Origin of the sequence: Nitrospirillum pindoramense (genome assembly GCF_007827955.1) — a bacterium.
GTDB lineage: Bacteria > Pseudomonadota > Alphaproteobacteria > Azospirillales > Azospirillaceae > Nitrospirillum > Nitrospirillum amazonense_B.
Genome location: NZ_VITR01000004.1, coordinates 368666 through 388494, shown reverse-complemented (window position 1 = coordinate 388494; position 19829 = coordinate 368666). Strand labels below are relative to the sequence as shown.

The following is a 19829-nucleotide window of genomic DNA, read 5'->3' as shown; positions in this document are numbered from 1 at the left end:
AAGGTTGGCCAGTTAGAGAGCGGCATCGCCTTTCCCTCAGCGAGCGGTCATGCCACGTTCTCCTTCCTTTCCAATCGCCTGCCGGCGCCGTGCCGTCCTGGCCTGCGCAGCGCTTGCCGCAGGCCTGGGCTTGGCCCCGGCCTTCGCCGCGACGCCCGACCCGGCACCGACGGCGGGTAGCATCCACGCCCTGTTCCTCCAGGCGCTGGAGCGTGACCCGACGCAGCAGGCGCTGGGCGCTCGGCTGGCGGCGGCCGATGCCAGCCAGAACCACGCCGATGGCCTGTTCCCCGTGCCACCCCGGGTCCAGGCCTACAACTTGACCGACCGCGTAGCCCGCAACCGCGGCTGGCAGGAAGCGGAAGTGCAGCTGGCCCTGCCCATCTGGCTGCCGGGGGAATCCGGCGCCCTTGCCCGCAAGGCGGACGCGGAACGCCAGGTGGCCAGCAGCACAGCCCAGCGGCAGGCCCTGACCGTGGCGGGCGCCGTCCGCACCGCCGCCTGGGATCTGGCGCTGGCCCGTAGGCTGGAGGCGCTGGCCCAGGACCGGCTGGATCTGGCCATGCGGCTGGAGGCGGACATGGAGCGCGAGGTGGCGCGGGGCGGGGCAGCCCGCCTGGATCTGTCGCTGCTGCAGGCGGAGCGAGCCAATGCCGCCGCGAACCTGGAGGCCAGGCGCGGTGTCACTGCGCTGGCCCGCGAGGCGCTGGCGGCATTGACCGACAATGGCGACATCGTCGGTGACCTGGCCGAAGCCGATGCCGAGGAGACGGCGGGCAGCGACCCCCGGCTGGAGGTCGCCCGGGCCGGCGAAAGGCTGGCGCAGGAGATGGCCAGCGTCTCACGCATCGCCGACCGCGAGCACCCGGAGGTGGGTGTCATCTATCGCCATAACCGCGATACGTTCGGGGGCCCACCCAGCGATTATGTCGGCCTGCAGGTCACCGTGCCCTTCAGCGGCCCATCCTACACGGCGCGAACTCGCACGGCGGAGGCCGACCTGCGCCAGGCGACGGCGGAAAGGGTGATGGCGGAGCGGACGGTGACGGCCGGCGTGCGCCAGGCCCAGGCCGCCCTTACCCATGCCCGGGCACAAATGGCCGCCGAGACCCAGCGCCAAGCCGCCGCCGCCGATCGCGCCGGCAAGATGCAGCGCGCCCGCGCGCTGGGCGAGGCCGCCACCAGCGAGATGGTGCGCGCCCAGCAATCCTTGAACGATGCCAACATCGCCCTGGCCGAAGCGGAGATGCGGCTGGGACGCGCCCAGTCCGACCTTCTGCAGGCCCGAGGAGTTCTTCCATGACCCGTAGCCCGTTGCCCCGGTTTACCGGGCCCGCCCTGCTGGCGTTCACCTGGTTGGCCGGCGCCGCCCATGCTCAGGCGCCGCAGCAGGCGAACCCGGCGGCGCTGACCCTGACCGACACGCAGGCCAAGGCCGCCGGCGTCGAAACCAGGGCGCCACAACCCGCCCCCGATGTGGCCAGTCCCACCTATCCGGCGCGGCTGGACGTGTTCGAGCATTACAAGACCATTGTCGCCACGCCGGTGCCGGGCATTGTTGATGAACTGGTGGGTGAGGTGAACGACGCGGTGGCGAAGGGCGCCCTGCTCGCCCGCATGCATAGCCCCGATATGGCCCAGGCCCAGCGGGACTATCTGATGGCGCTGGATGCCGCGGCGCTGGCCCAGCGCGAGGCGCAGCGCGACGCCGATCTGGTGGCTGAGGGTATCATCGCCGAGCGCCGGCAGCAGGCCAGCCGCAGCGCCGCCGCGCAGGCTGACGCCCAATTGCAGGAACGCCGCCAAGCGCTGCTGGCACTGGGCCTGACCGCGGCCGAGGTGGAGACCCTGAAGCGCAGCCGCAAGGTGACGGACGGAATGGCCGTTCGGGCGCCCGAGGGCGGAATGATCCTGGACCATGGCGCCTTCCCCGGGCAGCGCATCGACAGCAGCGTGCCGCTGTACACGCTGGCCAGGCTGTCGTCCCTGTTGCTGGAGGTGCAGGTGCCGGCGGCCGTTGCCGCCACCCTTCACGAGAAAGACAAGGTGCGCCTGGCCGACGCCCCCGAGGATGCTACCGTGGAATCAATCGGCCACCATGCCGACCCCGCCAGCCAGACCGTGACTGTGCGCGTCCTGGTGGACAACCGGGCGGGGCGCCTGCGGCCCGGCCTGATGACCGCCGCCTCTTTCCTGTCAACGGGGGTGGGAACCGCCTGGTCCCTGCCGCACGATGCCGTGGTGCGGGTGGCGGGGCGGCCGACGGTGTTCATTCGCCGCGGAGACAAGGTGGAAGCAGCCCCCATCGCGGTCCTGTCGGAAACGGCGGACACCGTGGTGGTGCAAGGGCGCGGTCTTGCCGCCGACAGCGCCGTGGTCGTCCGCGGTACCGTCGTGCTGAAGGGCATGCAGGCTGGCTTGGGGGGGCAGGAATGATCGCCCGCCTCATCGAATTCTCGCTGTCGCAGCGCCTGCTGGTGCTGATCCTGATCGTGCTGCTGGCGGGCGCCGGCCTGTTCGCGGCGCGCGGGCTGCCCATCGACGCCTTTCCCGACGTATCGCCGGTGCAGGTCAACATCGTGCTGAAGGCGCCGGGCATGACACCGGAGGAGGTGGAGAGCCGCATCACCGCCCCCATCGAGGTGGAACTGCTGGGGCTGCCGGGTAAGCAGGCCCTACGCTCCACCACCAAATACGGGCTGACCAGCATCACCGTGGTGTTCGACGACAGCACGGACATTTATTGGGCCCGCAACCAGGTGGCGGAGCGCCTGCAAGGGGTACGCGACATGCTGCCTCCCGGGGTGCAGGGCGGTCTGGCCCCCATCACCACTCCGCTGGGCGAGATGGTGATGTTCACCATTGAGGGGCCAGCCAGCCTCGCGGAAAAGCGCAGCCTGCTGGACTGGGTCATCCGCCCGGCCCTGCGCACCGTTCCGGGCGTGGCCGACGTCAATTCCCTGGGCGGTTTCGTCGAGACCTTCGAGGTGGTGCCGGACCTGGTGGCCTTGGGCGCACGCGGCGTGTCGCTGGATACGCTGAAGTCCGCCATCGCCGCCAACAACCGCAACGATGGCGCCGGCCGCCTGGCGGATGGGGAGGAGGCGCTGCTGGTCCGCAGCGAGGGAAGCCTGCGTAGCCTGGACGACCTGCGCGCCATCGTCATCGCCACGCCCGGCGGCACGCCGGTCCGGGTGGGTGACGTCGCCCAGGTCCGCGACGGCGGTCTGACCCGCTATGGCGCCGTGACCCGCAGCGGCAAGGGCGAGACGGTGGAGGGCCTGGTGCTGGGCCTGCGCGGCAGCAACGCCCAGGCCGTGGTGGAAGGGGTGCGCCAGCGGCTGGCGGAGCTGAAATCCCAGCTGCCCCAGGGCATATCCCTGACCGTGTTCTATGACCGCGGCGAGCTGGTGGACCATGCCGTGGGCACGGTGACCGAGGCGCTACTGATCGCCGTGGCCCTGGTGCTGGTCCTGCTGATCCTGTTCCTGGGGGAATGGCGGGCGGCGCTGGTGGTCAGCCTGACACTGCCCCTGTCGGCGCTTGCAACCTTCCTGCTGATGCGGGCGGTGGGGTTGACGGCCAACCTGATGAGCCTGGGCGGCCTGGCCATCGCCATCGGCCTGCTGGTCGACGGCGCGGTCGTGGTGGTGGAAAACGCGGTGGAGCGGCTGAACCACGCCCACGGCCGTCCGATGTCGCCTTTGACCGTCATCTACCGGTCCATGGCCGAGGTGACAACACCGGTCGTGGCCGGCGTCAGCATCATCGTCGTCGTCTTCCTGCCCCTGCTGTCGCTGGAGGGTCTGGAAGGCAAGCTGTTCCGGCCGGTGGCCCTGGCCATCATGTTCGCGCTGGGCGCCTCGCTGCTGCTGTCCCTGACGGCGGTGCCGGTGCTGTCGTCGCTGATCCTGAAGCCGGGACATGCGGGCGAGCCGTGGCTGATCCGCCACGCCGGCCGGCTGTACGCCCCCCTGATCCGGGGGGCGCTGGCCCGCCCGGTCCGGGTGTTCATCGGCGCCGGCGTTGCGCTGGCCGCGGCCCTGGCCGTCTTCCCCCTGGTGGGCAAGACCTTCATGCCGACCATGGACGAAGGCACCATCGTCATGCAGACGGAAAAGCTGCCCACCGTCAGCCTGGCGGCCTCCACCGCGCTGGACACCCTTATCCAGCGCCGGATCATGGAGCAGGTGCCGGAGGTGGCGGGCATCGTCTCCCGTGTTGGTTCGGACGAGCTGGGGCTGGATCCCATGGGCCTCAACGAGGCCGACAACTTCCTGACCCTGAAGCCCCAGGACCAGTGGCGCCGTAAGGACAAGGCCTGGCTGTTGGACCAGCTGCGCCTGGCCACCGCCGACATCCCCGGCATCTCCTTCGGCTTCACCCAACCCATCGACATGCGGGTGCAGGAGATGGTCAGCGGCAGCCGGGGGGACCTGGTGGTCAAGATCAAGGGCGCGGACATCGCCACCCTGAACCGCCTGGCGGCCGATGTCGCCGCCGTGCTGAAGGAACTGACCGGCAGTGAGGATGTGCTGACCACCCTGAACGAGGGCATGCAATACCTGACCTTGCGCCTGGACCCACTGGCCATCGGGCGGTTGGGCCTGACGGTCGATACGGTGGAGGAGGCGTTGCGCAGTCAGCTTGAGGGCACCCAGGCCGGATCGGTCGTGCGGGGAAACCGCCGCACGCCCATCCTGATCCGCGGTCCCGCCGATCTGGCGCGTGCGCCGCAGGTGTTCGCCAACCTGACCTTGCCCATGCCGGACGGCCGCCTGATCCCGCTGTCGGCCGTGGGACGCGTGGAGCGGGTGGACGGCCCCGTGCTGCTGAGCCGGGAGGAGGCACGACGCCAATCAGTGGTGCGCGCCAACGTCCGCGGCCGGGATCTGGTGGGATATGTCGCGGACGCCCGCGCCGCCATCGCCGCCAAGGTGAGCGTGCCGGCCGGGTACGAGCTGGCCTGGGGCGGCCAGTTCGAGAACCAGCAGCGGGCCGCGGCCCGCCTGGCCATCGTCATCCCTTGCTGCCTGGTGGTGATCTTCGTCATCCTGTACGGGACCTTCGGCACGGCGCGCCAGGCCCTGCTGGTGCTGGGCAACGTGCCCTTCGCCCTGGTGGGCGGGATCATTTCGCTGTGGCTCAGCGGGGAATACCTGTCGGTGCCGGCGTCGGTCGGCTTCATCGCGCTGCTGGGCATCGCCGTGCTGAACGGCGTGGTGCTGGTGGCCTGCTTCAACCAGCTGCTGGCTCGGGGTGTGCCCATTGTCGAGGCGGTGCTGCAGGGGGCCCAGCGGCGCTTGCGCCCCGTGCTGATGACGGCCACCATTGCCGCCTTCGGCCTGCTTCCGCTGCTGTTCCAGACTGGCCCGGGGTCCGAGGTGCAACGCCCCCTGGCCATCGTGGTCGTGGGCGGGCTGGTCAGCTCCACGGTCCTGACGCTGCTGGTCCTGCCGGCGCTTTACCAACGGTTCGGGCTGCCCCGCCCGAGGAGGGTCACGCCATGACAAGCCCGTCTTTCCCTTCCGTTGCCCCCGAAGCCGTCCATATTCTGCTGATCGAATGTTATGCGGAATTCGAGGCGGGCATGGTTGATGTGCTGCTGGATGCCGGGGGATTGGTTGACCGCTTCAGCATTTCAGCGGTGCGGCTCTACGGGCGCGACCTGTCCCTACCCACGCCGCGTGACCGGGTGGTAGGCTCACGCCCCGGCCTGCGGGCCGTGGTCGAGGTGCGGGGCGACGTCCAGGCGGTGGTCGGCCGCCTGCGCCACCACCTGGGCCGTGCCGGCCTGTCCATCCAGGCGTTGCAGGGCCAGCCCCTGATGGCGGCCGGGCCAGGCGCGATGGGGGCATGAGGCCATGCGGCTGCTGCTGGTGGAGGATGACACCCGTCTGGCTGAGTTTCTGGCCCAAGGGCTGGCGGAGGCCGGCTTCGTCGTCGACACGGTGGCCGAGGCGGGGGACGCGGAAGCCGCGCTGGACACCGTGCCCTACGACCTGCTGATCCTGGATCTGGGCCTGCCGGACGGCGACGGCATGGACCTGCTGGCCCGCCTGCGGGCACGGGGGGAGATGCTACCCATCCTGGTGCTGACGGCGCGAGGGGCGCTGGCCGACCGGGTGAGCGGCCTGAACCGCGGGGCGGACGACTATGTGTTGAAGCCTTGCGCCACGGAGGAACTGGTGGCCCGGGCAAAGGCCCTGCTGCGGCGGCCCGGCGGCGCGCTGGGTGCAGTGTTGACCCTGGGCAATTTGCGCTTCGACACCCTGGCCATGGAATGCGCGATGGAAAACCGGCCGCTGGATCTGTCACGGCGCGAACTGGCGGTCCTGGAAACCCTGCTGCGCCGGGCGGGCCGCGTCGTGCCCAAACGGGTGCTGGAGGAAAAGGTCTACGGCTTCGACGACTCCGTCGCCTCCAATTCCATCGAGGTGCATATCTCGCGCCTGCGCCGCAAGCTGGAGGCGGAGGGCGCCACCGTCCGCGTGCACACGTTGCGCGGCATCGGCTATATGCTGTCCGAGGAAAAATGACCCGGCCTGCCCCGTCCCTGCAATGGCAACTGATTTCGCGCGTGCTGGCCCTGACCCTGGCGCTGACCGTGCTGGGCAGCGCCGCGCTGGTGCTGTTGTTTCAGAACACCGTCGACAGCTTGCGCGACCGCAGCCTGCAGGGCCAGGCGGCGGACATCGCGCACCACGCCGCCGTCGCAGCCGACGGTACGGTTACGGTACGGCTGCCGCCGGCGCTGGAAGACAGCTATCGCGGTTCGCGCGGTGAGTTCATCTACGTGCTGCTGGACGCGGACGGCCGGGTGGTGGTGGCGTCCGACGGCGTCTCCGCCCCCTTGGTCGCCCTGTCGCCGGCGCGCGAAGCCCGGTTGTTCCAGATGACCAAGCAGGGACGCATCTTCTATGGTGCCAGCCAGCCGATGTCGATTGGTGGACGGAATTACTGGGTGCAGGTGGCGCAGGGGCCCAGCCATCACAACGTGCTGGAGGACAGCCTGCTGACGGCCATCGTCAACCAGGGTGGCTGGGCAATCCCGCTGTTCGTCCTGCTGTTCCTGGGGCTGACCGCGCAGACGATCCGATCGGGCCTTAAACCGCTGGTGCAGGCGTCGGAACTGGCGGCACGCATCTCGCCCACCAATCTGGAGGTGCGTCTGCCCCTGCGCCGTATGCCCAAGGAGGTGATTCCTCTGCTGCAGGCGGTGAACGGTGCCATCGATCGCCTGGCCCAAGGCCTGCGGGAGCAGCAGCGCTTCACCGCCGACGCCGCGCATGAACTGCGCACCCCGCTGGCCGTCCTGCGCGCGAACCTGGACCGGTACCGGGGCCAGCCCTGGGTTCCCGGCCTGCTGGTGGACGTTGATCGCATGACGCGGGTCGTGCAGCAATTGCTGGACGTTGCCAGGCTGGAAGAGGGTGCCGTCGGCGCACCGCAGTCGGATGTGGATTTGGCCGACCTGGCGGCGGAGGCCGCGGCCTCGCTGGCGCCGGCGGCGATCGAGACGGGGCGGTCGTTCGATCTGCGGGAGCAGGGGCCGAACCGGGTGGCGGGTTACCCCCACGACATTTATTCCGCCCTGCGCAATTTGATGGAAAACGCGCTGGACCACACGCCGGCCGGCACGATGGTGGAGGTCGATGCCACCGTACCCGGTATCGTGCGGGTTCGGGACCATGGGCCCGGCGTGCCGGCGGACCAGCGGGCCCATGTCTTCAGCCGCTTTTGGCGGGCCCCAGCGCGGCGCACCCTGCCGGGGGCCGGGCTCGGCCTGTCCATCGTGGCCGAGGTCATGCGCCGCCATGGCGGCAGGGTGGAGATAGAGGACGCGCCTGGCGGGGGTGCCGTCTTTGCCCTGATCTTCAGTCATGAGACCTGGGCGTAGGCCGCACTCGGGTCCCCCTCCACAGCCTGTCAAGACAGTTGCGGGCCAGGCATTTGAACCTGCGAATGAATGGAGCGGGATTGGAGCAAGGGCTTCAATCGGAAGAGGGCCGAAAACTAAGATTTCATGTTGGTATCTAACCAAGGCCGCCGATAGAGATTTTCTTCGTCGGCGTTGCCCTGTCGGACTCCAAGGCGAAGGTCAAAATCCACTCCCTTGATTTGAACAATATTCGGGTGTCAGCAAGCAAAGTATACGCAATTTGACGTATTAGGATTTCATACCGACGCCCCCACCATTCCCCCGAAACCGATACCGGGGCCTGAAGCCCGGGAAATATCATCGAACGGGACGGGGAGTGGCATCATGATGGGGATTATCAAGGGTCCGCGGGAACGGGCGACGTTGACCTTGCGGACCGGGCTGTTGGCCACGGCGTTGGTTCTGCCGGCCGCCGGTTCCGCCTGGGCGGGTGAGACCATCGCCGACGGCGACAAATCCATCACCGTGGGGCTGGGTTTGCGCGCCAGTTTCACCAGCGTGGAGGATGGGGCGCCCGACGGCAAATCCCGTTCCGCCGATTTCAACCTGGACAGTGTGCGCCTGTACATCAGCGGCCAACTGACACCGATCATCAAGGCCACCTTCAACACCGAACGTGACGGCAATGGCCATGTCGAGGTGCTGGACGGCTATGCCCAGCTTGAGCCGATGGATGGCGTCAATCTGTGGGTGGGTCGCATGCTGCCGCCCAGCGACCGCGCCAACCTGGACGGCCCCTATTACCTCAGCACCTGGAACTACCCGGGCACGGTGTCGCAATATCCGGCCAAGTTCGCCGGCCGGGACGACGGCGCCACGGTCTGGGGCAAGCTGTTGGACAAGAAACTGGTCTATTCCGTCGGCGCGTTCGAAGGACACAACCGGATCAGCGGCGCCAGCAACCAGTCCGACAACCTGCTGTACGCCGGCCGCGTCGCCTATAACTTCCTCGATGCCGAGCCCGATCCGGGCTACTACACCAGCAGCACCTATTACGGGTCCGTCGACGTGCTGACCCTGGCCTTCGCCGGCCAGTATCAGAAGGATGGCGTCGGCACCGTGGGTCGGCACGGCGACTATGGCGCTTGGAACGTGGACGGCCTGTTTGAGAAGAAGCTGGACGGCTTGGGCGTGGTGACGCTGGAAGGGGCCTACTACCAGTACGACACCGGCGGCGTGGCCGATGTCGCCCCCGGATTCGGCGGGGCCGGCGCCTTCGACAACGTGGGTGGATTGGTCCAGGGCAAGGCCTATCTGGTCAGCGGCGCCTTCCTGTTTCCGGCCAAGCTGGGCTGGGGCCAGGTGCAGCCCACGGTGCGCTATCAGCATTTCGACGCCGATCTCACCGGCATTTCCACCAGCCAGACGGATGTGGGCCTGAACTACGTCATCTCCGGCCACAATGCCCGCGTCAGCGCCGACTATGTCATCACCGACACCACGGGCAAGCCGTCCGGCAACGCCGTCGTCCTGGGTCTTCAGGTTCAGTTCTGACGGCGGCGGCCGCCGGCCTCCCAGCCCAAGGCGCCATACGTCAAACGCCCCCTACGGTGGCGGGCGGCGGCCCGCTACCCTGGTCCTTGATTTGGCCACCCCATCGTCCACACTTCCGGGCTTGCCATGGGGCGGGGAGCGGGGAGGGAGTGTGGCCATGATGGGCGGGACGGCGGGGGCATGAGCGCGCGGCAGCGGATCGTCAGGGAACGGCGGCAGTACAACCAGCTGGCCGCCAGCCAGACGCTGGAGGATTACGCCCTGCGCTTCACTGCCACGCGGGCACGGCGCTGGTCGTCGTTCCGCGTGGCCAACACCGCCTTCGGCGCCATCAGTTTCCTGGCCTGCGAGGCCATCGGCGGCAGCGCCACCCTGACCTACGGCTATGCCAACGCCAGTGCCGCCATCCTGGCCGTCGCCGTCCTGATGTTCCTGGTGGGCTTGCCCATCACCTATTACGCCGCCCGCTATGGTGTGGACATCGACCTGCTGACCCGCGGCGCCGGCTTCGGCTATCTGGGGTCCACGCTCACCTCCCTGATCTACGCCAGCTTCACCTTCCTGCTGTTCTCCATCGAGGCCAGCATCATGTCGGCCGCGCTGCAGATGGCGCTGGGCATCCCGCTGTGGCTGGCCCACATCGTCAGTTCCCTGGTCGTCATCCCCATCGCCGTCTATGGCATCCGCCTGATCAGCCGCATGCAGCTGCTGACCCAGCCCCTCTGGCTGCTGCTGCAACTGGCGCCTCTGGCCTATCTGGCGCTGAACCACGGCGCGGATTTGGCGGCCTGGCGGGACTTTCCCGGCGCGTTGGGCCATGCCGACGGCCATATCGACCCGCTGCTGTTCAGCATGGCGGCCAGCATGCTGCTGTCCCTGCTGCCCCAGATCGGGGAGCAGGCGGACTATCTGCGTTTCCTGCCCACCCTGCGCAAGACCGGACGCTGGGCCTGGTGGGCGGCGCTGATCACCACCGGGCCGGGCTGGGTCGCCATGGGCGGTCTGAAGCTGCTGGCCGGGTCCTTCCTGGCGGTGGTGGCCTTGCGCCACGGCCTCTCGGCGGAACAATCGACCCAGCCGACGGAGGTGTTCTACATCGCCTTCCAGGAGATGCTGTCATCGCCTACGGCCGCCCTGGTGCTGACCGGCATCTTCGTCGTCGTCTGCCAGATCAAGATCAACGTCACCAACGCCTATGCCGGGTCCATCGCCTGGTCCAACTTCTTCTCCCGCCTGACGCACAGCCATCCCGGCCGCGTCGTCTGGCTGGTGTTCAACGTCATCCTGGCCCTGATGTTGATGGAGCTGGGCATCTTCCGGGTGATCGGCGGCATCCTGGGCCTGTATGCCAACTTCGCCGCCGGCTGGATCGGGGCGCTGACCGCCGACCTGGTGGTCAACAAGCCCCTGGGCCTGAGCCCGCCGGGCATCGAGTTCAAGCGCGCCCACCTCTACGACATCAACCCGGTGGGCGTGGGCGCCATGGCCCTGTCGGTCGTGGCCTCCACCCTCGCCTCGCTGGGCGCCTTCGGGCCGCTGCTGGGGCCCTTGCCCCACGCCATGGCGCCGTTCATCGGCCTGGGCGTGGCCTTCGTCACCGCCCCCCTGATCGCCAAGGCCACCCGGGGCCGCTTTTACCTGGCGCGGCCCGACACCGACCTGCCCGCCGACGCGGCGGAGGTCCGCTGCGTCATCTGCGAGAACGTGTTCGAGCGGCGGGACATGGCCCATTGCCCCGCCTATGCCGGGGCCATCTGTTCCCTGTGCTGTACGCTGGAAAGCCGCTGCCACGATCTGTGCAAGAAAGAGAGCCGCATCACCGACCAGCTGGCCCGTCTGATGGAGGCCCTGCTGCCCAGCCGCATGGCGGGCGGCGTGCGCACCCGTACCGCCCGTTTCCTGGGGGTGATGGCGGTCTTCACCCTGGTCAACGGCGGCCTGCTGTCCTTCATCGGCATGCAATATGGCGCTGCCGTACCGGAGGTGCGCGGCGTGGTCGCCACCACCCTATGGATCGTCTTCTTCGCCCTGCTGATCGTCTCCGGCGTCGCCGCCTGGCTGCTGGTGCTGGCCCTGGAAAGCCGCCGCGTGGCGGAGGAGGAGACGGCGCGCCAGACCGGCATGCTGATGGAGGAGATCGAGGCGCATGAGCGCACCGACGCCGCCCTGCAGAAGGCCAAGGAGGTGGCGGAGGCGGCCAACGTGGCCAAGAGCCGCTATATCATCGGCATCAGTCATGAGATCCGCACGCCGCTGAATGCCATCTTCGGCTATGCCCAGTTGCTGGAACGCGACGCCAGCATCCGCAACCCCGACGGGGTGCGCGTCATCCGCCGCAGCGCGGAACACCTGTCCAACCTGGTGGACGGCCTGCTGGACATCAGCAAGATCGAAAGCGGCCTGTTGCGCCTGACCCGCGACAAGGTGCGGCTGGTGGAGTTCCTGGACCAGATCGTGGACATGTTCCGCCTGCAGGCCGCCGCCAAGGGCATCCAGTTCCATTACGACCGTCCGGCCTACCTGCCGGCCTTCGTTCATACCGACCAGAAGCGCCTGCGCCAGATCCTGATCAACCTGCTGTCCAACGCCCTGAAATACACGGTCCAGGGCCATGCCACCCTGCGCGTGCGCTATCGCAGCCAGGTGGCGGAGTTCGAGGTGTCGGACACCGGTTTCGGCATCCTGCCCGAGGACAGGGAGCGCATCTTCGAACCGTTCGAGCGGGGGCGGATGGCCAACGCCCGCGCCGTACCCGGCACCGGCCTGGGCCTGACCATCACCCGCCTGCTGACCCGCATCATGGGTGGGGAGATCGCCGTCGCCAGCACGCCGGGGCAGGGCAGCACCTTCACCGTGCGCCTGCTGTTGTCGGAGGCGCAGTCCGGCCCGGACGACCCGCCGGCGGCCCGGACCATCCACGGCTATGCAGGCCCGCGCCTGCGGGTGCTGGTGGCCGACGACGACCCCGACCATCTGGCCCTGATCCAGAACCTGCTGCGGCCGCTGGACTTCCTGCTGTTCGACGCCCGCGACGGGCGGGAATGCGTGGACCTGGCGCGGGAGTGCCGGCCGGACCTGGCCTTGCTGGACATCTCCATGCCCCACATGACGGGGTGGGAGGCGGCGGCGGCCCTGCGCGACCTCGACCTGCCGCGTCTGAAGATCATGATGGTCTCGGCCAACGCCCACGACTACACCCCCGGCCGCGCCGCCACAGGCGGGGAGGATGGCGGCAGTGCCGCGCACGACGCCTTCGTCATCAAGCCGGTGGACATGGACGTGCTGCTGGAACGCATCGGCGCGCTGCTGGGCCTGGAGTGGCTGTACGCCCCGGCCGCAGCACCCGCGCCCGCCGCGCCCCCCGATGTTCTGCCGGCCCTGGCCCAGCCGCATCTGGAAGCGCTGTGGCAGCTGGGCCGCATCGGCCATGTGCGCGGCATCGAGGCCAAGCTGCGCGAGCTGGAGACGGAGGACGTGGCCACCGCCGCCTTCGCCGCCCAGCTGCGCACTCTGGTGCGCGCCTTTGACCTGAAGCGCTATATGGCGGTGCTGGAGGCGGCACGGACGCAGACGGGAGGGAGTGATGGCAGTACAGGTGATGGACAGGACCGGGTGGAGCATGGCCATGACTGATGCCCTCCAGGCCACTCCCGGTCGCCGGGACACCGTGCTGGTGGTGGACGACACGCCGGAAACCCTGGGCTTCCTGACCGACGCCCTGGATCAGGCGGGCCTGACCGTGCTGGTGGCAACGGACGGCGAAAGCGCCCTTGCGCTGCTGGAGCAGGTGACGCCGGACCTGGTGCTGATGGACGCCGTCATGCCCGGTCTGGACGGGTTCGAGACCTGCCGCCAGCTGAAGCGCGATCAGGCCCTGGCCCACCTGCCCGTCATCTTCATGACCGGCCTCAGTGAGACGGAGCATGTGGTGCAGGGCCTGCAGGCCGGCGGCGTCGACTATGTCACCAAGCCCATCGTGGTGGATGAGCTGATGGCCCGCATCCGCGTGCACCTGGCCAACGCCCGCGTGGCCTATGGCGCCCAGGTGGCTCTGGACACCACCGGCCGCTATCTGCTGGCGACCGACGCCCGCGGCACCCTGCGCTGGTGCACGCCCCAGGCCCAGCGCCTGCTGGCGGTCTTCTTCCCCGATGATGGGTCCGGCGGGAACACCCCCAACCGCCTGCCCCCGGCGGTGGCGGAGCGTCTGGCCCAGCTGCGCCGTGACAGCGCGCCGGCCATCCTGATCGACGGCCCTGACGCGAACGATACCCGCCGGCTGGAGGTCGCCTACCTCAGCCAGACGGAACCCGACGAGTTCCTGTTCCGCATCAGCGAGACTGGCGCCGGCCGCGCGGAACGCGCCCTGCAACAGGCCCTGGGCCTGACGGCGCGTGAGGCCGAAGTGCTGGTGTGGATCGCCCACGGCAAATCCAACCGCGACATCAGCGACATCCTGGGCATCAGCCCCCGCACGGTGAACAAGCACCTGGAACAGGTGTTCGTGAAGCTGGGGGTGGAGAACCGGGCATCAGCGGCGGCCGTGGCGGTAAGGGTGATGGCGGGATAGAGGTCCCATCGCAATCGGATAAGCTTCATATCGGCCCACATTGCTGCGGGAGACGTTAACGCCTAAACTTTCCATCACGCATCATAATTGGAGTATGCCGTGGCCAGCCTTACTATCCGAAACATGGAAGAACCGTTGGAGAGCCGCCTACGGGCCCAGGCGGCGGACCATGGACGCTCGATGGAGGAAGAGGCACGGCACATCCTTCAAGCCGTTCTGGTCCATGATCTGCCGCCGGCCCCGGCTGATTTGGCAGGATCGATCCGCCGTCGCTTCGCCCCGTTTGGCGGCGTGGAGCTGGCGTTGCCGCCACGTGAGCCGTTACGTAATCCGCCTAGCTTCCCGGAATGATTATTCTTGATACCAACGTGTTATCGGAGCTGATGCGTCCGGCGCCATCGGATGCTGTTTTGCGTTGGCTTGGCCAACAACCCCCGTCCTTATTGTTCACCACCACCATCACCCAGGCTGAAATTCTATCAGGCGTCGCCCTGCTCCCAGAGGGACGTCGGCGGGCTGGCTTGGAGAATGCCGCGCTACAGATGTTCGTCGCCGACTTCGCCGGCCGAATATTGCCCTTCGACACTCAAGCCGCGATTTCATTCGCGGGCATCACCACAGTGAGACGCCAGGCTGGGCGCCCCATCTCCGCCCTTGATGCCCAAATCGCAGCGATTGCCCACTCGCTCGCCGCCACAGTAGCAACACGTAATATCGATGATTTCTCGGGCTGTGGCGTGTCGCTGGTCAATCCATGGGCTCCCTGACTGAGCCTCAAATATTCACCAAGTGCGCCACCTCCGCCGCCGTCTTCTCGCGTGTGCTGCCGGCGCGGATGATGCGGCCACGTTGCATGACGCGGTAGCTGTCGGCGAAGGACCAGGCGAAGTCCAGGTACTGCTCCACGATCAGGACGGTGACGCCCAGGTCGGCGCGGATGCGGCGCAGGGCGTCCTCGATCTGCTGGACCACGGAGGGCTGGATGCCCTCCGTCGGTTCGTCCAGCAGCAGCAGGCTGGGCTGGCCCGCCAGGGCGCGTCCGATGGCCAGTTGCTGCTGCTCCCCACCGCTGAGCACGCCGCCCTTGCGGTTGATGATCTGCGCCAGCTTGGGGAACAGGTCGAAGATGTGGTCGGGCACGCCCGCCTTCATCGCCCCGCCGCCGCGGCCGGCCAGGGCGGACAGGCCGGTTTCCAAATTCTCCCGAACCGTCAGGTGGGGGAAGATGTGGCGGCCCTGGGGGACGTAGCCGATGCCGGCGCGGGCGCGCTGGTGCGGCCCCAGGGCGCTGACGTCCCGGCCCTGGAAGGTCATGCGGCCGGTGGTCAGGCGCTGGGCGCCGATGATGGTTTTTAGCAAGGTGGTCTTGCCCACGCCGTTGCGGCCGATCAGCGCCACGGCGCCGCCGGCGGGCACCACCAGGTCGATGTCCCATAGGACCTGGCTCTGGCCATAGGATGTCGCCGCCCCGGTGAGCGTCAGCAACGGTTCAGCCATGATGGGTGTCCTCCTTGGCGCGGCCCAGATAGACGGCGGCGACGTCCGCGTCGGCGCGGATGGCGGCCACGCTGCCTTCCTTCAGGAACTGGCCCTGGTGCATGACGGTGACGCGGGCGTCCAACTGCTCCAGGAAGCTCATGTCATGGTCGATGACCAGGACGGCGTGCTGGCCCACCAGGCGGCGGATCAGGGCCGCCGTCTGGCTGGTCTCCGCCGGGCCCATGCCGGCGGTGGGCTCATCCAGCAACAGCAGGTCGGCGCGTGTGGCCACCACCATGCCGATCTCCAGCCATTGCTTCTCGCCATGCGCCAAATGGCCGGCGGGGGCGGCGGCACGGTCGGCCAGACCGATGGTCTCCAATATGTCGGCCACGCGGGCCTTCTCCTCCGCCGCCACGCCGTGGCGGAAGGTTGACCACCAGCGCCGGTCACGCTTGGCGGCGATCATCAGGTTGTCCACCACCGACAGGCCGGGCAGCACGCCCGGCGTCTGGAACTTGCGGCAGATGCCCCGGCGCACGATCTCATGCTCCGGCAGGTGGGTGATGTCCTGGTCCTTGAAGATCACCCGGCCGCTGGTGGCCCGCACCCGGCCGATGATGGCGTCGCACAGGGTGGACTTGCCCGCCCCGTTGGGGCCGATCAGCACCCGCAGGGTGCCCCGGTCCAGGGTCAGGCTGAAGCCGTTCAGGGCCTTGAAGCCATCGAAGTCCACCGTCACCCCATCCACCGCCAGCAGCAGGGTGCTGGCGGGGGCGGTGGTGCCGATATGGGACGCGGTCGCCTGCGCGTTCATTTCGCTTCACCCATGATCAAGGTTTTCAGCCGCCGCCCCCAGGTGGTGCCACCGGCGTCGGCCACCAGGCCGGCCAGGCCGCCAGGCAGCAGGGTCACCACCAGCACGAACACCAGGCCCAGGGCGTAGAGCCACAGGTCGGGGAAGGCGCTGCTGACGCCATCCTTGGCCAGGTTGACGGCCAGGGTGCCGGCAATGGCGCCGGCCAGGCTGTTGCGCCCGCCCACCGCCACCCAGATGACCATCTCGATGGAGGGCACCACGCCCACCAGCGCCGGCGACACCACGCCGGCGTGCAGGGTGAACAGCGCTCCGGCCAGGCCGGCCAGAACGGCGCCGATGGTGAAGGCCACCACCTTGAACGGCGTGGGGTCGTAGCCCAGGAAGCGGATGCGGTTCTCACCATCGCGGATGGCGCGCAGCAGCGTGCCGTAGCGCGACGTCATGAGGGCGCGCAACGCCACGAACACCCCCACCACCAGGGCCAGGGTCAGCCAGTACAGGCCATGCGCCGCCGCCGGCGTGCCCAGATCCACCCCCATCACGGTCTGGAAATCCGTCAGGCCGTTGAAGCCGCCGGTGGAGGGTTGCTGGCTGATCAGCAGGGTGGCGAAGGCCAGCGCCAGCGCCTGGGTGATCAGGGCGAAATAGACGCCACCCACCCGCCGCCGGAACACCGCCCAGGAGAACAGGGCCGCCACCACGCCCGGCACCAGCACCACGCCCAGGATGGCGACCAGGGGGCTTTTGAACGGCACCCACCACCAGGGCAGGGCGTCCAGCCCGCTCCACACCATGAAGTCGGGCAGATCGCCGTCGCCCAGCGCCGCCAGCTTCATGTGCATGGCGATGGCATAGCCGCCCAGGCCGAAGAACACGCCCTGGCCCAGGCTCAGCACCCCGCCCTGGCCCCAGACCAGCACCAGGCCCATGGCCAGCAGCGCCATGGCCAGGAAGCGGGCCAGCAGGTTCAGCTCATAAGCCGACACCAGCCAGGGGGCCAGCGCGGCCAGAGCCACCACCGCCAGCGACAGGGCCATGGGCCGGCCCAAGGTGACGCCCGCCAGGGGCCCCGACAGCGGCGTCCCTTTGCGCATGCTCATATCCATGCCGTCCTCCTTCATTTGGCGCCTCACGCGTCCAGCGCGCGGGACCGCACGGCCACCACCCCCTGGGGGCGGAACTGGATGAAGCCGATGACGAACAGCAGCAGCAGCACCTGGGCCAGGCTGACGTCGACCAGGATTTGCACCAGGGCCGAGAACAGCCCCACGATCAGCGAGGCGATGGCCGTGCCCTTCAGGCTGCCCAGGCCGCCCAGCACCACCACCAGGAAGGCCGGCACGACATAGCTTTGCCCGACATTGGGGGTGACCGGGCCCAGCAGGGCCAGCACCACGCCCGCCAGGCCGGCGATGCCGGTGCCCAGGCAGAATACCGACAGGTCCACGGCCCGCACGTTGATGCCCGCCGCCGCCGCCATGCCCCGGTCCTGGTTCACCGCGCGCACCAGCAGGCCGATGCGCGTCCGCGCCAGCAGAAGGCTGAGCGCGCCCATGACGGCGAAGGCCACGGCCAGGATGAACAGGCGGGTGGCGGGGATGGTCAGGCCCGCGAACTGGCCGGAGGAAACCGTGTAGGCATGGTTCAGCCACTCCGGCGCCCGCACGTCCACGCCGATGGCGCCGAAGATGTTGCGCGCGGCCTGCTGCAGGATCAGGCTGACACCCCAGGTGGCCAGCAGCGTGTCCAGCGGCCGGGCCGACAGCCGCTTGATCAGCGTTGTCTCCAGCACCGCGCCCACGGTGGCGGCGCCCAGGAAGGCCACGGGCATGGCGGCCAGGATGCCCAACGGCCCCGGCACCACCTGCAAGGTGAGGTAGGCGAGGTAGCCGCCCAGCATCAGCATCTCGCCGTGCGCCATGTTGATGACGCGCATGAGCCCGAAACTCAGCGCCAGGCCCAGGGCCGCCAGCACGTAAAGCGAGGCGACGCTGAACCCATTGAAGACCTGGCCAGCGATAAGGGGCCACTCGCTCATTTGTTTCTCCCTCAGACGCCGGGCGGCCACATCCGTGGCCTTGGCTAATCCTCGCTGCGCCCTGCGGTGCTCGCTCCAGCGCCCGCAGTCGCGGGCTACAACGGCATGAGGACATCCTCATGCCGTCGTTTGTTTTCTATCAGCTCGCCGGGCACTTCTTGCCCGGGAACACCAGCGGGTCATAGGGATCGGGGTCGATGGTGCCCTTGGACTGCCAGATGATCTTGAACTGGCCGGTGGGGTCCAGCTGGCCGATGTAGCCGGTCTGCACCAGGCTCTGGTTGGCGGCGAACTTCACCTTGCCCATGGCGGTGTCGAGATAGTCCAGCGTCACCGCCGCCGCGCGCACCTTCTCCGGATCGAAGCTGCCGGCCTTTTCCACCGCCGCCTTCCAGGCGTAGACGTCGACATAGCCGTGGACCATAGGGTCGGTGACGGCAGCACCCGCGCCGAACTTGGCCTGGTAGGCGGTCACGAACTTCTTGTTGGCGACGCTGTCCAGGCTCTGGAAGTAGTTCCACGCGGCGTAGCTGCCCTCCACCAGGCTCGGGCCCATGGCCACGGCCTCCTGCTCGCCGATGCTGAAGGACATGACGGGCAACTTGGCCGAGGGCAGGCCGGCGGCGGCCATCTGCTTGAAGAAGCTGACATTGCTGTCGCCGTTCAGGGTGCTGAAGATGATGTCCGGCTTGGCCGCCTGCACCTTGGCGATGACGGCACTGAAATCCGTGCCGCCCAGGGGCACGTATTCCTCGCCCGCCACCTTCAGCTTATCGGCGTCGATGTGCTTTTTCAGGATCAGGTTGGCGGTGCGGGGGAAGACGTAGTCCGACCCGATGAGGAAGTAGCTTTTATAGCCCTTCTCCACCGCCCATTGCAGGGCCGGCAGGATCTGCTGGTTGGGTTGGGCGCCGGAATACATGATGTTGGGCGAGCATTCGTTGCCCTCGAACTGCACCGGGTACCACAGCAGGCTCTTCAGCTTCTGGAACACCGGCAGCATGGCCTTGCGGCTGGCGGAGGTCCACCCGCCGAAGACGGTGACCACGCCGCCATCCTGCACCAGCTTGGTCGCCTTCTGGGCGAAGATGGCGGGGTCGGACGCGCCGTCCTCCACCACCGGCTCGATCTTCTTGCCCAGCACGCCGCCGCTGGCGTTGATCTCCTCGATGGCCAGGATCTCGGCGTTCTTCACCGTGACCTCGCTGATGGCCATGGTGCCGGTCAGCGACTGCAACACGCCCACCTTCACCGTGTCGGCGGCCCGGGCCGTCATCGGCACCGACAGGCCGGTCGTCGTCAAAAGCACCGCCGCAACCCCGGCCCACGGGTACATCCCCCTCATCGCCATCCCCTTTTCTTTCGCTGCGTCCCGTACCACCCGGTGGGCGGCGGTCACGGAGGGCAGGCTAGGCCGGGGCACCGGGGTGGGGTATGGGGTGTTTGACGTAGAGGGGCGCGGGGATGTTGCCCGCATGGCGGCCCG

The 19829-nt window shown here is 68.4% G+C and carries 16 protein-coding genes; 11 read left to right on the top strand and 5 right to left on the bottom strand.

What is annotated here, in order from left to right:
* Positions 1–49 precede the first annotated feature (49 nt).
* The 11 genes from FBZ90_RS08845 (at position 50) to FBZ90_RS08795 (ending at position 14773) form a co-directional block, all read left to right on the top strand.
* Positions 50–1303 carry a TolC family protein gene (locus tag FBZ90_RS08845; RefSeq protein ID WP_145731089.1) on the top strand — a complete coding sequence of 418 codons (1254 nt, stop codon included), beginning with the start codon at positions 50–52 and terminating at the stop codon, positions 1301–1303.
* Positions 1300–2436, top strand: a complete 1137-nt coding sequence (locus FBZ90_RS08840; RefSeq protein ID WP_145731087.1) for an efflux RND transporter periplasmic adaptor subunit — start codon at positions 1300–1302, stop codon at positions 2434–2436. Before FBZ90_RS08845 ends, FBZ90_RS08840 begins: the two co-directional genes overlap by 4 nt.
* Positions 2433–5510 carry an efflux RND transporter permease subunit gene (locus FBZ90_RS08835; RefSeq protein ID WP_145731085.1) on the top strand — a complete coding sequence of 1026 codons (3078 nt, stop codon included), beginning with the start codon at positions 2433–2435 and terminating at the stop codon, positions 5508–5510. The genes FBZ90_RS08840 and FBZ90_RS08835 overlap by 4 nt, the downstream gene beginning before the upstream one ends.
* Positions 5507–5860 (top strand): DUF3240 family protein, encoded by a 354-nt coding sequence (locus tag FBZ90_RS08830; RefSeq protein ID WP_145731083.1) that lies wholly within the window; start codon positions 5507–5509, stop codon positions 5858–5860. Before FBZ90_RS08835 ends, FBZ90_RS08830 begins: the two co-directional genes overlap by 4 nt.
* Positions 5861–5864: 4 nt before the next feature.
* A complete protein-coding gene (locus FBZ90_RS08825) occupies positions 5865–6539 on the top strand; it encodes a response regulator (protein ID WP_145731081.1) in 675 nt (224 codons plus the stop codon).
* Complete coding sequence (locus FBZ90_RS08820) at positions 6536–7900, top strand: sensor histidine kinase (protein ID WP_145731078.1); 1365 nt, start codon at positions 6536–6538, stop codon at positions 7898–7900. The genes FBZ90_RS08825 and FBZ90_RS08820 overlap by 4 nt, the downstream gene beginning before the upstream one ends.
* Positions 7901–8266: 366 nt before the next feature.
* Positions 8267–9436 carry an OprO/OprP family phosphate-selective porin gene (locus tag FBZ90_RS08815; RefSeq protein WP_246130229.1) on the top strand — a complete coding sequence of 390 codons (1170 nt, stop codon included), beginning with the start codon at positions 8267–8269 and terminating at the stop codon, positions 9434–9436.
* A 180-nt stretch (positions 9437–9616) separates the two neighbouring features.
* The gene (locus tag FBZ90_RS08810) at positions 9617–13069 is read left to right on the top strand and encodes a hybrid sensor histidine kinase/response regulator (protein ID WP_145731076.1); all 3453 of its coding nucleotides are present in this window, start codon (positions 9617–9619) and stop codon (positions 13067–13069) included.
* Complete coding sequence (locus FBZ90_RS08805; RefSeq protein WP_246130228.1) at positions 13062–14006, top strand: response regulator; 945 nt, start codon at positions 13062–13064, stop codon at positions 14004–14006. Before FBZ90_RS08810 ends, FBZ90_RS08805 begins: the two co-directional genes overlap by 8 nt.
* Positions 14007–14105: 99 nt before the next feature.
* Positions 14106–14357 (top strand): FitA-like ribbon-helix-helix domain-containing protein, encoded by a 252-nt coding sequence (locus tag FBZ90_RS28795; protein WP_145731074.1) that lies wholly within the window; start codon positions 14106–14108, stop codon positions 14355–14357.
* A complete protein-coding gene (locus tag FBZ90_RS08795) occupies positions 14354–14773 on the top strand; it encodes a type II toxin-antitoxin system VapC family toxin (RefSeq protein ID WP_145731072.1) in 420 nt (139 codons plus the stop codon). Before FBZ90_RS28795 ends, FBZ90_RS08795 begins: the two co-directional genes overlap by 4 nt.
* 7 nt (positions 14774–14780) lie before the next feature.
* Here FBZ90_RS08795 and urtE read toward each other — a convergent pair whose 3' ends face one another.
* From urtE to urtA, 5 genes are all read right to left on the bottom strand, one after another.
* Positions 14781–15503, bottom strand: coding sequence for an urea ABC transporter ATP-binding subunit UrtE (gene urtE / locus FBZ90_RS08790; RefSeq protein ID WP_145731070.1), 723 nt, complete (start codon positions 15501–15503; stop codon positions 14781–14783).
* Positions 15496–16302 carry an urea ABC transporter ATP-binding protein UrtD gene (gene urtD, locus FBZ90_RS08785; RefSeq protein WP_145731069.1) on the bottom strand — a complete coding sequence of 269 codons (807 nt, stop codon included), beginning with the start codon at positions 16300–16302 and terminating at the stop codon, positions 15496–15498. The genes urtE and urtD overlap by 8 nt, the downstream gene beginning before the upstream one ends.
* Entirely contained in the window at positions 16299–17411 is a 1113-nt protein-coding gene (gene urtC, locus FBZ90_RS08780) for an urea ABC transporter permease subunit UrtC (protein WP_246130227.1), read from the bottom strand. Before urtC ends, urtD begins: the two co-directional genes overlap by 4 nt.
* 23 nt (positions 17412–17434) lie before the next feature.
* On the bottom strand, positions 17435–18343 hold the full coding sequence (gene urtB / locus FBZ90_RS08775; RefSeq protein WP_145731068.1) for an urea ABC transporter permease subunit UrtB: 909 nt from the start codon (positions 18341–18343) through the stop codon (positions 17435–17437).
* A gap of 139 nt (positions 18344–18482) precedes the next feature.
* Positions 18483–19652, bottom strand: coding sequence for an urea ABC transporter substrate-binding protein (gene urtA, locus FBZ90_RS08770; RefSeq protein ID WP_246130226.1), 1170 nt, complete (start codon positions 19650–19652; stop codon positions 18483–18485).
* Between the last annotated feature and the right edge of the window lie 177 nt (positions 19653–19829).

Excerpts from the sequence above, each read along its gene's own strand:
- urtC (WP_246130227.1), bottom strand. The coding sequence starts at position 17,411 with ATGGATATGAGCATGCGCAAAGGGACGCCGCTGTCGGGGCCCCTGGCG.
- FBZ90_RS08795 (WP_145731072.1), top strand. The coding sequence starts at position 14,354 with ATGATTATTCTTGATACCAACGTGTTATCGGAGCTGATGCGTCCGGCG.
- FBZ90_RS08820 (WP_145731078.1), top strand. The coding sequence starts at position 6,536 with ATGACCCGGCCTGCCCCGTCCCTGCAATGGCAACTGATTTCGCGCGTG.
- FBZ90_RS08835 (WP_145731085.1), top strand. The coding sequence starts at position 2,433 with ATGATCGCCCGCCTCATCGAATTCTCGCTGTCGCAGCGCCTGCTGGTG.
- FBZ90_RS08805 (WP_246130228.1), top strand. The coding sequence starts at position 13,062 with ATGACTGATGCCCTCCAGGCCACTCCCGGTCGCCGGGACACCGTGCTG.
- FBZ90_RS08845 (WP_145731089.1), top strand. The coding sequence starts at position 50 with ATGCCACGTTCTCCTTCCTTTCCAATCGCCTGCCGGCGCCGTGCCGTC.
- FBZ90_RS08840 (WP_145731087.1), top strand. The coding sequence starts at position 1,300 with ATGACCCGTAGCCCGTTGCCCCGGTTTACCGGGCCCGCCCTGCTGGCG.
- FBZ90_RS08830 (WP_145731083.1), top strand. The coding sequence starts at position 5,507 with ATGACAAGCCCGTCTTTCCCTTCCGTTGCCCCCGAAGCCGTCCATATT.
- FBZ90_RS08810 (WP_145731076.1), top strand. The coding sequence starts at position 9,617 with ATGAGCGCGCGGCAGCGGATCGTCAGGGAACGGCGGCAGTACAACCAG.
- urtE (WP_145731070.1), bottom strand. The coding sequence starts at position 15,503 with ATGGCTGAACCGTTGCTGACGCTCACCGGGGCGGCGACATCCTATGGC.
- FBZ90_RS08825 (WP_145731081.1), top strand. The coding sequence starts at position 5,865 with ATGCGGCTGCTGCTGGTGGAGGATGACACCCGTCTGGCTGAGTTTCTG.
- urtB (WP_145731068.1), bottom strand. The coding sequence starts at position 18,343 with ATGAGCGAGTGGCCCCTTATCGCTGGCCAGGTCTTCAATGGGTTCAGC.
- FBZ90_RS08815 (WP_246130229.1), top strand. The coding sequence starts at position 8,267 with ATGATGGGGATTATCAAGGGTCCGCGGGAACGGGCGACGTTGACCTTG.
- urtD (WP_145731069.1), bottom strand. The coding sequence starts at position 16,302 with ATGAACGCGCAGGCGACCGCGTCCCATATCGGCACCACCGCCCCCGCC.